The following is a 14488-nucleotide window of genomic DNA, read 5'->3' as shown; positions in this document are numbered from 1 at the left end:
CAATCTTATTTTTTTAACTGCGTTGGTACTTTTGGTTCATACAACAAACCACGGCACAATGAATTTGCATTACTTCGAGCAATAGCAGTCACTGCCTGAAGTACGAGACGGGCACTTTTCTGGGGTGCCTTGTTTACTTGCTTATTGTCCATCGTTTTCACCCCCCCCTCCTTAATTGTCTGACAATTACAGACAACTTTATTTGTTTACCATGGTATGTGCTTAATATAACAGAGTATTTAATTTTTTCAATCCCTCTATGCACGAATGGTAGCCCAACATGCACGAACTGTTCTACATATAGGTATAAAACCGAAAAGATGGCAGATAGGTTAAGCACCTACCTGCCATCTTTAATCTATATATTTCAGAAATAATGATTAATTATTGTCAGTCTCATATATAGATTTATAACGCTCTCGATCAACTGGAATAATCTCATTATCATTAGCATCTTTATATGTAATAAACTCATCGTATTCTGTAACTGATTTTTCCTCTGAGACAGAATTAATAGAATACATATTCGAATCGTTACACATTACATTTGAATTTGGACCAGAAATTAGTAACGAACCATCCTCTTGTGCATATGCCAAAAAGATATAAATGGAATTTTCGGAAGGCAGTGAATCATTCTCAAACAGATAAATAGCATCTTGTTTTTCTGAAATTCCGCCTTGTTTAACAATAGGAATAGGTTTATCTGTAATAAGTTCACCTTTTATATTTTCGAGAACCTGAATAGTATAATTAGTGTAAGGCGAACCGACCTCCTTAGGATTTCCTTTTTCATCTTCAGTCGTTATAACATTTCGATACTCGGTTCCATCGCAACTGACAACCTTTGCTACAAATACGTAATCACAGATACCAACAGCTTCGCGAATGTTATCAGTATCATATACAAAAGATGCGTGCATCTGGTGGATTGGCAAGTTAGATACATTTGTATTCAGTTGACTTGCATTATTTTTGGATGCACATCCTGTAAAAAACATTCCTACGATAAGAACAATAGACAAAATACCATAGATACTTGATTTTTTCATAGCGTTCTCCCTCCCCTAATAATTATTATATGCGGCATCATATGAATCTTTATCATTTTGAGATAATGCCTGCGTACTAGTATGTCCCGTAATTGCTGCATCCATAACATCTGTTGAAGTACTGTGATCCAACCCTAATGCATGTCCCAATTCATGTGTCGCTACATTCTGTTTTTTACTATTACTATAACCGCTCATATAATAGGTATTGAGTTCAATTTTACCACTAGAATATGTCATGCCTGCCCATCCATTCGAAGCATTGACATCGCTTACGTATACATCTTCTACAACAAAAGCACTGTCTTTTCTGATTACTCCAGATTTATATGCATTCCATGTGGCAGCCCCAGTGTTAATATAACTCATGTAAGTGCTGTTTCCGTCATAGTCTAGATGTTTGCCAGAATCAACAAGATCCCATGTTTGTACATAAGCTTGTGCAAATGCCGTAATAGGAAATAGCATTGCTATAGCCATTAAAGTTATAATGCTATACAATAAATGATTTTTTAAAACAGATTTTTTAAAATGCATACTCCTTCACTCCTTTTCAATCATGTAACAACGGTTATCTTCAATTATTCTTAAAGGTTATCTTTATGAAAATTGAAACGCAACACATACTAGTACACATTATATATCCTGTTAATATTCCTAAAGTACGACATCTTATCATCTCCACTCCATATTATAGATTCTCAGAATACTTAAGATGTAGTAGTATACCTTGAATATAACAAAATCTTTATACTTTTCAATACCTCTATGCATGAATGGTAGCTCACTATGCACAAACGGTAGCATATTATGTTGTGTACCTACTTTATTGATGATAAAATATGACGGAGAATGATTAAAGGAAGTGGTAGCTATGCTATATATTGACTCAATATGGGAATATATTGTTAATTTCTTAGAACTGGCATTGTTTATAATATTTATCCATAAAAAATTGCGTATTCGAGCAAATTATAAACATCAAGCAGTTTTGATGTTTCTTTTCGTATCATTTCAGTTTGCTGTGTTATGCACGCTGAATAAAATGGGAATATCATCCTACAGCACTTTGATGTCATCTTGTGTTTTGGACATTGGATATGCAGTATTGTTCTATCGTGATAGTATAATTCGCCGTATCTTTTGGGGCTTTTCGTATTCCATCATTTGCTTAGTTGCAGAACAGATTTCGTTCTTTATTCCCGTTACTCTTTATAAAGGAGCGTCTCTGGAGCTATTATTAGGTGGAACATTACGGAAGCCATATACCATGTTATATTTGGCAATGATAGCTGTTTTTGTCTTGTTATTTCATTCTATTGGAAACAAAGACATATCTCTTTCACCGTTCCAAAAAGTTGCATATATTTTCATCGCAATTTCTGGACTTGCAATCGGGCACTACATATTAAGGCTGACTTTGGAATCTGTTGATAAATTTGGTGATTCATCCTTTTCAGCTAGGCTATCATTGGTTGACTTGTTTTTTATTATTTTATTTTTAGTATTGATGCTATACATATACCAGCTAGGTTATTCAAAAGAAGAAAACATACGATTACTGGAAGAACAAAAGATTTATGAGCTGGAAAGGACTGAGTTCAATAGCTTATCTGAGACAACTGAACGATTACGAAAAATGAAACATGATATGCAGATTTATGTGGATGCAATCAACGTATTAGCAAAAGACAAGAAATGGGATGAACTTATAGCATATACAGAGCAATACCATAACACTCTTGCAACTACGCAAAGTGCCATAGCAACGGGAAATATTGCTATTGACTGCATACTTACCGCAAAACTTGATTATGCTGAAAAACACGGAATTAAGACAGAATATTCTATTATGGCTCCTGAAAATTTTCCGCTTGATTCTGTTGAGCTTTCATCCATACTTGGAAATATATGGAATAATTCCATTGAAGCAGGAGAAAGACTTATAATCTCTGATCCAACCGAGCATCCATACATTTATTTTTATATTAAACCTTACCAGAATATGATACTGATTCACATTGAAAATAATTATGATGGTGTGATAAAAGGTAGCATTGATGGAGACATTTTGAGTGTTAAACAAGGAAAAGAACATGGACTTGGGATAAGACGAGTAAAAGAGCTTGTAGAAAAGGCAGATGGCGTATTGCAGATTACATCTGATAACAAAATTTTTTCCGTACATATTATGATACCGGATAAGGAGAATAACAAACTACTATGAAAATGAAAATAACCATACTTGAAGATTCTGTGATCGAATCAGAACGGCTGAAAAATGGAATAAGAAAATACGGGCAGCAATATGATTGGGATATTGAAATTGACGAATACGAATCGGGCGAAGAATATTTTTCAAAAAATTCTGAAGGCACAACTATACAGGCTTCAGCATTTTTCCTTGACATACAAATGGGGCAAATGAATGGAATTGAGGTTGCTAAACGCCTTCGTGAATCTGGTTATCAAGGTATTATTGTATTTTTAACAGCTTTTAGAGAATATGTATTCCGAGGATATGAAGTCAGAGCTTTAAACTACTTGCTAAAACCCGTCAAGGAAAATACTCTTTTTCTGTGTTTGGATGAAATCGCGAAGGAGTTATCTAATAATACCTACATATACCGAAACAAGCAGGAAATTGTAAGTATTCCCTATGCAGATATATTGACATTTTCGAGCAGATTACATTATGTGGATATATTGACCGTAGACGGCAAATGCTATGAACAAATGTCTACCCTAAATAAGATTATTGTCCATTTGCCAAGTGAATTTATCCGAACCCATCGTTCTTATATTGTAAATATGGCACATATCTATCGTATTACATCAGGAACGATTGAATTGTCAAATCATCTAACTACACAAATCGCACGTTCTTATTCCAAAGACGTGATAAGTGCTTTTGCCAAATATACAACAAGATTTGATACAAGCGGGGATTTTGAATGATTACGAAGTGGGCTACATCTATTGCTAATAAGTTAGCAGAACTATCCGGGGAGGATGTTTCTGCGGATCAATTAGAAATATACATATATGGCTTAGAATGTTTTTTGAATACTTTTATAACCATAGTGTTATTGTTCGTATGGGGAGTTTTATCACATACACTCGGCTATACCCTAATTTGGGTAATTACCTTTTCATTGTTACGACATTATACCGGAGGTGCCCATGCTCCAACGCAGTTAACATGTATCTTAGGCAGCTTTTTTCTCGGTTGTCTTGATAAGTGGGCTATAATCTATTTAAAGCCAACTGTACTAGGATATTTGATACTTGTCCTTATGTGTATATTATTTGCACCTATAAGTAACCATAAAATATGTTTAACCACCAAACAAAAATGGATACATAAACTTATTTCTGTGATAATTGTTAGCATTGGATTTCTGCTGTTTTATAAAATTGGAAACACGAAGATGAATACCACATTGTTTTATTCCTTTTTCTGCGTAATCATTCTTATGATAGTCGAAACAATTAAAAATCTAATGAGACACTTTAAATAGCAGGATGACTTTTCATAAATATTCAAAAAAGATAAAGAATTTGATGGTCTTTATCTTTTTTGAATTTAATTAGATTATCTAGCTCCTCTGTCTGATGGCGAACGATAGTTAAAATCTCTGTCCTGTTCCCGTTTCTGAACTTCTGCCTGTTTTTCTGCCAGCTTTCGATGGATTGAGTTTTCTCCATACTTGGAGTTCCATTCCTTGTTTGCTTTGACATAGGATTCATACTCGGACTTGCCTTGTTTATAGACTTGCAGGAACGCATCTACCGTTGGATATTTGTAATCCTGCACGATATGGGATAATCCCTGCTTCATAATCTTAATCGTTTCTGCGTATTTGTTAGACTGTGCCTGCAATTCCTTTCGTTTCTTTCCTTGGAATAATCCTGTACAGTTCTTCAAATCCTCGTCAATAAGGTCTTTTTTCACTTCCTGCGTATGAATGGCTCTGTTTTGTCGTTTAAGTTTCTCCATAATCTCTTCAAGTCGCATCTCATAATCGTGTGCCAGCTCAGACATTCTTGGTCTTGGCGGAATAACGGTCTTTTCTGCGGTAGTAGTAGCAGGTGCTTTGAATGGTTGGGTCACAGCAGGAATTGTCTGATTGTCTGTCTGTGTAACGGATGGAGCTGGTTGTTTCTCTTGTTTTTCATTTCTTCGCTCCATAAGGTCGGAGATTCTGGCTTTCTGTTGTTCCTGTTTCTGTATCAGCAACTTTATGAGTTCTTTTAACAGCTCGATTGCCCGAAAGATAATCATAAACAAAAGCTCCGGATGATTGCCATACTTGTGAATGGATTCCTTAATCGGAGTTGAAATCTGTTCCTGCTTTACCTTTAAGATTTCCTTTCGCTCCATCCCCGATACCAAAGCGTGATCCACAGTACGATTCCAGTCCTGTATGACCTTATTATTGAGTGTAATCTTATCTGCCTTTGGATTGTTCTTACCGATTTTCTTAGTGGCAAGATAGACATCCCCACGCTTGAATGCAGACAGCTTTTCTTTCTCATCTTTGACAAGTCCGTTGATGACATCGGTATAAAATACCTTGACCTCATCTAAGAAATGTTCCTGCTTAAAGCGAGCGTCCTTGATGGTAAACATCTGTCTTTCGTAGACCTCACCTTTCTTGATCACCTTACACCTTTTACGGATAGTTCCATTCTCGTCTAGGATTTCTTTCTTGGTACGAACATGATTACCTTTCTCATCATAGAACATATTTCTGGTGGCAATCTTTTCTATCGGTTCGTCAAGATAATTTCGTTCTGCAAAGATAAGATGGATATGATAATTCGTCTTTCGTTTGTTATGATGGAGTGCTGCAATACAATCAACACCATACCGACTTTTGAATTTATCCGTCATATATTTTAATAGTCCGTCTGGCGGATAATCCACAAAGGATTCCGGCAGGGCAATGATAAATTCTCTTGCTTCGATACATTTTCCCTCTGTACCGCTTTTCTTAAATTCTGCCTGATTGCACTTGGCAAGTTCTGTCCAAAATTTTCGGTCTGTGGTTTCATATACCGCATAGAGATTTTCCTGTTTTTTGTCACTGGAGATATAATAGATTCTTCCACGAACATTATGGAGCTTTGACATCTGCACAAATGAATTTCTTGGCATAGCGATTTCCTCCTTTCCCAGTTTTGATTTTGGAAAAGAGGACAGATAAGATAGATGAGATGTGAGTAGTAAACTTTCCCTGTGAGCGAGTGCATAGGCACTCGTCTTGCGAACACATCCGCCTTGTGGCGGCTAAGCCTCGCAGAGCGAAATACACAGAGTACAAAACGAAGTTTTGTGCGATGGGTGTATTTCGCTCTCAAACGCCGAGGGCTTGCTTATGAAGTTCACTTTTAGCTGTAACTGTTCCCTCAGCACCTAATTTTGTGCCTTTAATGGCACACTTTTTATGTGCCGTATCCGGCACTCCCTTTTCTTAACAGAAATGCTAGAAGATTGCTATGAAAATCAGCGAAACAATAGACGAATCCGTTAGCACTTTTGCCTTAACAATAGCATTGTTCTATTATTCAGACTTTTTAGCAAAAACCGTAGAAACAGTAGAAGTCTGCTATTAAAATCGAAAAAACAATAGCACGATTCGTTAGCATTTTTGCCCTGACAATAGCATTGTGTTACTTCGCTTACTTTTAAACTGTGTCTGGCAAGGAAGTGGTAGTAAAAGTTCCTATTAAATTTCATTTTTAATAGTGCATTGTTTTATTACATTTTGATTTTAATAGAGCTTTTTACTATTAACTCTTTGAAAATGTACCCCATAGATTGGACACTCAAAATCATAGTAGCGTACACTTTTTGTCATAGGTCGGACAGCTTTTTTCATAGCTACACTTGGTATGACTTCTCACAGCACTTTTTGTAAGTTGGGTGGACTTGTCCTACCAGTCGGCTTCACTTGGGTGGATGGTTGCACCCACTTCATTTTCTGGCTTGGGTGGACTATTCATAACACCTTTTGCATCTTGGGTGGACTTGTCCTACCAACAAGCTATAACTGGGTGGACGATTGCACCCATTCACATCCATCTTGTCCTCATTTTCCAAAAGTTCTGGTTGTATCTGAGGACTTGTCCGTGATATAATCTATTTGCGTGTAGGTATATCATGGCTTTTAGTCAGATACATACCAGAGGGATGGTCTTAGGACTGTCCCTTATTCATTTTTCATTGTTCCCTTGACCGCTTTTACTGCGTGTCTGTCTCGTAAATCCTTCCCCTCATTGAGAATCAGAAACTCGTCTAATCGTTCCCTGCGGATTAAGATTTTTCTTCCCACTCTAAGGATAGGCAGCTTTTCCCATTCCACAAGATTTCTAAGAGTGTTTCTTCCGATACCTGTATAGTCGGCAGCTTCTTCAATGGAGAGAGCAAACTTTAATTCTGTCATTCGATCACCTCATTCCTGCGTAGGATTACAAGTCTTGTATATCAGAGGATGTTCCTTTTTGAAGAAAGGATTAGCCTTTTTTAAAACTTGCGTTACGCAATTCTGATTAAAGTATATATCTTTTATAACGCTATGTCAAGCCTTACGAAATTCTATCATCTTTTATAGAATTGCGTATTGCAATATATCGTGTTATGTGGTATAGTAATGACATACCGAAAAAGGAGGTTCGCAAGTATGTTAAAAGATAAAGAATTGCGAAAGACAATCGGTAGCAGAGCAAAAAGCCGTAGACAGGAGTTAGGATTGAACCAGCCTTATGTCGCTGAAAAAATGGGCGTGACAGCCTCAACCATTCAGAGATACGAAGCAGGAACGATTGATAACACCAAGAAAATGACCTTAGAAGGTCTGGCAGATGCACTTCATGTATCTGTGGAATGGCTGAAAGGTGAGACGGACGAATACGAAACAGACATTACGGATAAAAGAGAATTACAGATTCGTGATGTGATGACTTCCATTCTGAATAAGCTCCCTTATGATATGGAACAGTCCGAAAGTGATTTTTCCAAAGACCTGCTACTACTGATGTTACGGGAATACGAGCTGTTCGTGGATTCGTTCCAGTTCGCTTGTAAGAATTTCAAAGGAAATACAGATAACAAAATGCTCGCCCAGACAATGGGGTTTGAATCCAATAAGGAATACAATGAGATTATGTTCCTTAGAGAAATCACCCACACCGTCAACGCATTGAACGATATGGGCGATATTGTAAGACTGTATTCTAAGAATCCTGAGACAGCGAAAAATCGACTAGCCAATCTTTTATCAGAAAAAGATCCCGATTCGGTATAGATAGGCAGACGGAGCTATGATATACTTACACGCAAGAAGCATTTCACCAGTTCCGATTGCCGATATCGAAAGGAGAAACGATTATGGCAAAAGGTTCTGTAAGGAAGAAAGGCAAGAAATGGTACTACCGCTTTTATGTGGAGGATGCAAGTGGTAACTTGGTTCAGAAAGAATTTGCAGGTACGGAGAGCAAATCAGAGACAGAGAAAATGTTACGCAAGGCTATGGAGGATTATGACGCAAAGAAATTTCTAGCCAAAGCGGACAACCTCACACTCGGACAGATGCTAGATGTATGGGCAGAGGAAGATTTGAAAACGGGTTCACTTAGCAACGGTACAGTCGGTAACTATTTACAGGCAGTAAACAGGATTAAACAACACCCAATCGGAAACAGAAAACTAAAGACAGTCACTTCGGAGCATTTGCAGAAGTTTATGGATTTACTTGCATTTGGCGGTGAGGAAGGAAATTTTAAGTCAAAGGGTTACACCATCGACTATATCCGTTCTTTCCACGCAGTCCTGCAACAGTCCTTCCGATTTGCAGTCTTTCCAAAGCAGTACATCACATTCAATCCAATGCAGTATGTGGTAATGCGTAGGAAAGCCGAGGAAGATGTGGATTTGTTTTCTGATAATGATGAGGATGCAGAGGTTATCAACCCGATTACACCAGAGCAGTATCAAACGCTTATGGAGTATCTGGAAGAAAGAAACAAGCCTGCTGTCCTGCCGGTACAGATAGCGTACTACACAGGTCTTAGACTTGGAGAGGTATGCGGACTGTCTTGGAGTGACATTAACTTTGAGGAACAGTATCTGACAGTACGAAGAAGTGTCCGTTACAACGGAGCAAGGCACAAGACCGAGATTGGTCCGACAAAGCGAAAGAAAGTCCGTATCGTGGATTTCTGTGATACGCTCGCTGACATCTTAAAGAAAGCGAAAAAGGAACAGAGAAAGCAGGTATTCAGTTACGGAGAACTCTATCAGAGGAACTACTACAGGGAAGTTAAGGAAAAGAATCGTATCTACTATGAGCTTTATCATTTGGATGGCACAGAGGACATTCCGCTTGATTACAACGAGATTGACCTTGTATGTATCAGACCGGACGGAGCATACGAAGCCCCTGCAACGGTTGAGACAGCTTTAAGGACAGCAAGGAAACGATTGTCGGAGCTTGATGATAATTTCCACTTCCACACCCTGCGACACACTTATACCACAAACCTGCTCTCAAATGGAGCAGCACCAAAGGATGTACAGGAATTACTTGGACACTCGGATGTAAGTACCACTATGAATGTCTATGCACACGCTAACCGAGAAGGTAAGCGAAACTCAGCCCGACTACTTGATAAGGTGGTTGGAGAATAAAATCGAATAAGAAAAACTTTCCCTTGTAGATACCTCATAAGGGCAAAAACAAGGGAAAAGGATACATATAGAGTGGCAAGGCATACCGCCAAGTCGCATAAAATAAGGAAAGTTGAGATTTTAGTTATACAAATCCCAATTTTCACTTTAAAGTAAAAAAGTTTATTGCGTTGAAGTAAAAAAGTGCTTGCATTATTTTAAAAAACTGTTATACTATACTCACACCAACGCGTTAAAGTGAGAAAATAAATAGAAAGAGCGTTGGATAACCCTGAGAGTTTGATCGGCTCATCAGGTGATAAAAAAGATTTAGGAGGAAACAGCGATGATAGGCGGAGATATGATCACGTACAGACCTGATATTCAGGTGCTTGATGCTACAATTCGAGATGGAGGACTTGTCAACGATTTTTATTTTACAGATGAATTTGTAAAAGCACTTTATGAAGCAAATTTGAAGGCTGGTGTTGATTATATGGAATTCGGCTACAAGGCTTCCAAGGAGATGTTCGATGTAGAAAAGTTCGGAAAGTGGAAGTTCTGTGACGAAGAAGCCATTCGCAGTATAGTCGGAGAGAATAATACAGAGATGAAGATATCTGTTATGGCGGATGTCGGAAGATGCGATTACAAGACAGATATTATTGACAGAGCAGACAGTGTTATTGACATGATACGTGTGGCTACATATATCAACACCATGCCTGCTGCGATTGAGATGATAGAGGATGCACATGCAAAGGGATATGAGACGACCTGTAACATTATGGCGATTTCAAAGGATCAGGAGTCAGAGATCGATATCGCTCTTGAGATGTTAGGCAAATCAAATGTAGACGGAATCTACATTGTAGACAGCTACGGCTCTTTATACCCGGAGCAGATCCAGAGACTGACACAGAAATATGTGGCAGTTGGAGAGAAATACGGTAAGAAGATTGGTATTCATGCACATGACAACATGAAGATGGCATATGCAAATACTGTTGAAGCAATGAGACATGGAGCAAGCATGTTAGATGGAACGGTAAGCTCTATGGGACGAGGTGCAGGAAATTGCGCGATGGAATTGCTGCTTGGCTTCCTTCGTAATCCAAAGTACAATCTGTACCATATCCTGAAGTTCATTGAGCGTTACATGGTTCCGTTAAAGGAAAAGGGTGATGCTGTATGGGGCTATGATGTACCTTACATGCTGACCGGTATGCTGAACCAGCATCCAAGAGATGCCATTGATTTCATCAAACAGGGCAAACACGAATACGCTGACATGTACAGCTACTTACTTTATCGCGAGTAAGAAGTAGAAATCGTTTCAGTGTAGTCTTTATTTCGTAATAAATGTACATAAAGACCATCCATTTTATATACGACACATATTATTTTACAAGACACTTTCGTGAGTTTTTGAACAAAATGAAAGCTACATTACACATTATTGCGTAAGACGTTATGATAGTAATGATAGCTTTCATTTTATTTTTAATTATTGGCGCTCGGAAAGGCTTTCTGACATCAATGTTACAGAAAAAACCTGTACAAAATGTGGGGTTTGTGGTATTTTTTACTATATGTGTTTTGACAGTCGATTAGGTGCTGTCAGGCGGTAAGAAACGAAAAATAGATTTGATATAAGAGGTGGCAGATAAGATGGATTATAACAAATTAGCAGAATTAATATTCCCGGATATAACAGGAACGGTAGACGATCTCGAAGCAAGATTTCCAAAGAGAGACTTGCCGGAGGGTGCGAAGGTAACGAGATTTGCGCCAAGCCCAACCGGATATATGCATATCGGTGGTTTATATGCTGCTATGATATCAAGAAAACTTGCAAAGCAGAGCGGTGGTGTGTTTTATCTTAGAATAGAAGATACAGACAGAAAGAGAGAGCTTGAAAATGGCGTGGAGGAGATCATCAATTCCTTAAACAAGTTTGATCTTGGATTTGATGAGGGACCATTTGAAGGAAGCCCTGTCACATATGCACCATATAAGCAGAGCGAGAGAAAAGAGATCTATCAGATCTGCGTTAAGAAGCTGATGCAGGAGGGATATGCATATCCTGATTTTACAACTGCGGAAGAACTGGATGCGATAAGAGCAAAGCAGGAGGCTGCAAAGGTAGATATCGGATATTATGGAGAGTATGCAGTTGGAAGAAATCTGACATACGAGCAGATCGAGGAGAAATTGGCAGCCGGAGAGCCTTATGTTGTCAGACTTAAGAGCCCGGGCGAGGCAGGCAAGACAGTTGTTTACAGTGACCCGATCCGTGGTAAGATCGAGATGCCTGAGAATATGATGGATGTTGTACTGTTAAAATCTGACGGAATCCCAACTTATCATTTTGCACATGCAGTAGACGATCATTTTATGAGAACAAATATGGTCATCCGTGGTGATGAATGGCTTGCATCCTATCCGCTTCATAAGCAGTTATTTGAACTGTGCGGATTTGAACTTCCTGAGTATGCACATATTTCACCAATTATGAAGATGGAAATATCCGTTGATGAGGATGGAAATGAACATCAGCATAAGAGAAAGCTTAGTAAGAGAAAAGACCCGGAGGCAGCCGTTGGCTTCTATCAGGAGCAGGGCTATCCATCCGAGAGTGTACTGGAATATCTGATGACGATCGCCAATTCCAATTATGAGGAATGGCATGCAGCAAATCCTGATAAGACGATCGATGATTTCACATTGTCACTTGCGAAGATGCCGGCATCCGGTGCATTATTTGACATGGTGAAGTTAAATGATGTCAGCAAAGAGATGATCTCCACATTTTCAGAAGAAAAGTGCTATGAGAAGATCATGGCATGGGCAAAAGAATTTGATGAGAAGCTGTATGAATTTGGCACAAATGATAAAGAGAGCTTCTTAAAGACGATCAGCCTCTGGAAGATGTCCGGAAATAAAGTCCGTAAGGATGTTGGCAAGTGGTCAGATCTGGCAGAGATGTTCGGCTATCTCTATGTGCCGGAGAATGAACTGAAGCTTTCCTACGAGGTCGATGAGAAGTATAATGCAGATCAGATGGCAGAGATCATCAATGAATATAAGAAGGATCTGTTCTTAGATGCAGAGAACTGGTTTGCCGAGATGAAGGTAATGGGCGACAAACTTGGCTATTGTCCGAATGTCAAGGAGTATAAGAAGAATCCGGATGCTTATAAGGGATCGATCACAGATGTCTGCACGATCGTTCGTGTGGCAATAACCGGTAAGAAGAATTCACCGGATCTTGCTACGATCATGAACGTGATCGGCAAGGATCGTACAATCGGAAGACTGGACAAGTTCCTGGCAGCAATCGGCAAGTAAGATAATAGAAATACAGGCAGAGTTTTATATATCTTAAAAAGGAGGCAGTGGCGAATCGCTGATCGGCAGCAGCGGAATGAAACGTGGAAGTCGACAGGATTTGGCTACGGATGAATATGAAGAAGAAAACATACGAAGGATACACATATGTAGACGGTGGTGTCTGTGCAGCAAAGGGATTTGTGGCAAATGGTATAAACTGCGGACTGAATTCAGATAAGAATAAGAATGATCTGGGTATGGTTTACAGCAGTACAGTCTGTAATGCAGCAGCCGTATATACACAGAACAAGGTAAAAGGTGCGCCAATCCTTGTAACTAAGGAGCATCTGAAGGCGACAGGCGGCAAAGCCATGGCGGTTGTCGTTAATTCAAAGAATGCAAATACCTGTAATGCGGATGGCGTGGAAAAGGCAGAGCGGATTTGTGAGCTGGCAGCAGATGCACTGGGAATCGATGCAGATATGATCATCAATGCATCGACCGGTGTGATTGGTCAGATCATTCCGATCGAACCATTTGAAGAGCACATGAAAGAGCTTGCTGGCGGTTTAAGTGCCGATGGCAATGATAAGGCTGCAAATGCGATCATGACGACAGATACAGTTGATAAGCAGGTTGCAGTAGAATTCACACTTGGTGGCAAGACCTGTCGTCTTGGTGGAATGGCAAAGGGAAGCGGTATGATCCATCCGAATATGGCAACCACGCTGAACTTTATCACAACGGATGTTGCAATCTCAGCCGATATGATCCAGAAGGCTCTGAGTGAGATCGTAAAGGTAACTTATAACTGCCTGTCCATAGATGGTGATACATCGACAAATGATACTTTAAGTGTCATGGCAAACGGACTTGCAGGAAATGAAGAGATCGTAACAGAAAATGACGACTATGTAATTTTCAAGAAAGCACTGTACATCGTTATGGAGTGTATGACGATGATGCTCGCAAGTGATGGAGAGGGCGCAAGCAAGATGCTGGAATGTACAGTATCTGGAGCGCCAGATCAGGACACAGCGATCATCGTTGCAAAGAGCATTATCCGTTCCCCACTGACCAAATGTGCGATGTTTGGTGAAGATGCAAACTGGGGACGTATTCTCTGTGCAATCGGATATGCAGAAGCAGATTTCGATATCGATAAAGTAGATGTAGATCTTGAATCTGAGAAGGGTATCGTAGAGGTGTGCAGAAATGGTTCCGGTATTCCATTTTCTGAGGAAAAAGCCTCTGAGGTATTATCCGAGGATGATATCTACATCAATGTCAATCTGAATCAGGGTGAAGCATCCGCCAAGGCGTGGGGCTGTGACCTGACTTATGATTACGTTAAGATCAACGGTGATTATCGTTCATAAATAAAAAGTGCCACCGATAGACGGTTAGCCTTGATATGATGAGTTAAAAATAA

The 14488-nt window shown here is 39.2% G+C and carries 13 protein-coding genes; 8 read left to right on the top strand and 5 right to left on the bottom strand.

The features are described from left to right. Positions 1 to 5 precede the first annotated feature (5 nt). The 3 genes from OCV60_RS13075 to OCV60_RS10025 form a co-directional block, all read right to left on the bottom strand. Positions 6 to 152 carry a cyclic lactone autoinducer peptide gene (locus tag OCV60_RS13075; protein WP_015568874.1) on the bottom strand — a complete coding sequence of 49 codons (147 nt, stop codon included), beginning with the start codon at positions 150 to 152 and terminating at the stop codon, positions 6 to 8. 228 nt (positions 153 to 380) lie between these two features. Then, positions 381 to 1052, bottom strand: a complete 672-nt coding sequence (locus tag OCV60_RS10030; RefSeq protein WP_008397007.1) for a hypothetical protein — start codon at positions 1050 to 1052, stop codon at positions 381 to 383. 15 nt (positions 1053 to 1067) lie between these two features. After that, positions 1068 to 1589 carry a matrixin family metalloprotease gene (locus tag OCV60_RS10025; RefSeq protein ID WP_008397006.1) on the bottom strand — a complete coding sequence of 174 codons (522 nt, stop codon included), beginning with the start codon at positions 1587 to 1589 and terminating at the stop codon, positions 1068 to 1070. A gap of 337 nt (positions 1590 to 1926) precedes the next feature. Here OCV60_RS10025 and OCV60_RS10020 point away from each other — a divergent pair, with 337 nt between their 5' ends. The 3 genes from OCV60_RS10020 to OCV60_RS13070 are packed head-to-tail and all read left to right on the top strand — an operon-like array spanning position 1927 to position 4573. Then, on the top strand, positions 1927 to 3279 hold the full coding sequence (locus tag OCV60_RS10020; RefSeq protein WP_008397004.1) for an ATP-binding protein: 1353 nt from the start codon (positions 1927 to 1929) through the stop codon (positions 3277 to 3279). Continuing rightward, positions 3276 to 4010, top strand: a complete 735-nt coding sequence (locus tag OCV60_RS10015) for a LytR/AlgR family response regulator transcription factor (protein ID WP_015559482.1) — start codon at positions 3276 to 3278, stop codon at positions 4008 to 4010. The genes OCV60_RS10020 and OCV60_RS10015 overlap by 4 nt, the downstream gene beginning before the upstream one ends. After that, positions 4007 to 4573 (top strand): accessory gene regulator B family protein, encoded by a 567-nt coding sequence (locus OCV60_RS13070; RefSeq protein ID WP_008397001.1) that lies wholly within the window; start codon positions 4007 to 4009, stop codon positions 4571 to 4573. Before OCV60_RS10015 ends, OCV60_RS13070 begins: the two co-directional genes overlap by 4 nt. A gap of 74 nt (positions 4574 to 4647) precedes the next feature. Here OCV60_RS13070 and OCV60_RS10005 read toward each other — a convergent pair whose 3' ends face one another. Beyond that, positions 4648 to 6213 (bottom strand): MobA/MobL family protein, encoded by a 1566-nt coding sequence (locus tag OCV60_RS10005; protein ID WP_015559481.1) that lies wholly within the window; start codon positions 6211 to 6213, stop codon positions 4648 to 4650. A 1054-nt stretch (positions 6214 to 7267) separates the two neighbouring features. Beyond that, positions 7268 to 7501, bottom strand: a complete 234-nt coding sequence (locus OCV60_RS10000; protein ID WP_008396997.1) for a helix-turn-helix domain-containing protein — start codon at positions 7499 to 7501, stop codon at positions 7268 to 7270. Positions 7502 to 7738: 237 nt separating this feature from the next. Here OCV60_RS10000 and OCV60_RS09995 point away from each other — a divergent pair, with 237 nt between their 5' ends. The 5 genes from OCV60_RS09995 (at position 7739) to argJ (ending at position 14435) form a co-directional block, all read left to right on the top strand. Then, positions 7739 to 8362: a helix-turn-helix domain-containing protein gene (locus OCV60_RS09995; protein WP_008396996.1), complete on the top strand. Its 624-nt coding sequence runs from the start codon at positions 7739 to 7741 to the stop codon at positions 8360 to 8362. An 83-nt stretch (positions 8363 to 8445) separates the two neighbouring features. Beyond that, positions 8446 to 9744 (top strand): tyrosine-type recombinase/integrase, encoded by a 1299-nt coding sequence (locus OCV60_RS09990; protein WP_008396995.1) that lies wholly within the window; start codon positions 8446 to 8448, stop codon positions 9742 to 9744. Between the two features lie 325 nt (positions 9745 to 10069). Continuing rightward, positions 10070 to 11044, top strand: a complete 975-nt coding sequence (locus tag OCV60_RS09985) for an aldolase catalytic domain-containing protein (protein WP_021944785.1) — start codon at positions 10070 to 10072, stop codon at positions 11042 to 11044. A gap of 350 nt (positions 11045 to 11394) precedes the next feature. Continuing rightward, a complete protein-coding gene (gene gltX / locus OCV60_RS09980) occupies positions 11395 to 13074 on the top strand; it encodes a glutamate--tRNA ligase (protein WP_262530120.1) in 1680 nt (559 codons plus the stop codon). 116 nt (positions 13075 to 13190) lie between these two features. After that, a complete protein-coding gene (gene argJ, locus OCV60_RS09975; protein WP_262530130.1) occupies positions 13191 to 14435 on the top strand; it encodes a bifunctional glutamate N-acetyltransferase/amino-acid acetyltransferase ArgJ in 1245 nt (414 codons plus the stop codon). The last annotated feature ends 53 nt before the right edge of the window (positions 14436 to 14488 follow it).

Source organism: Coprococcus ammoniilyticus (assembly GCF_025567345.1).
Classification (GTDB): Bacteria; Bacillota; Clostridia; order Lachnospirales; family Lachnospiraceae; genus Coprococcus; species Coprococcus ammoniilyticus.
This window is presented reverse-complemented; position numbering and strand designations above follow the sequence as displayed.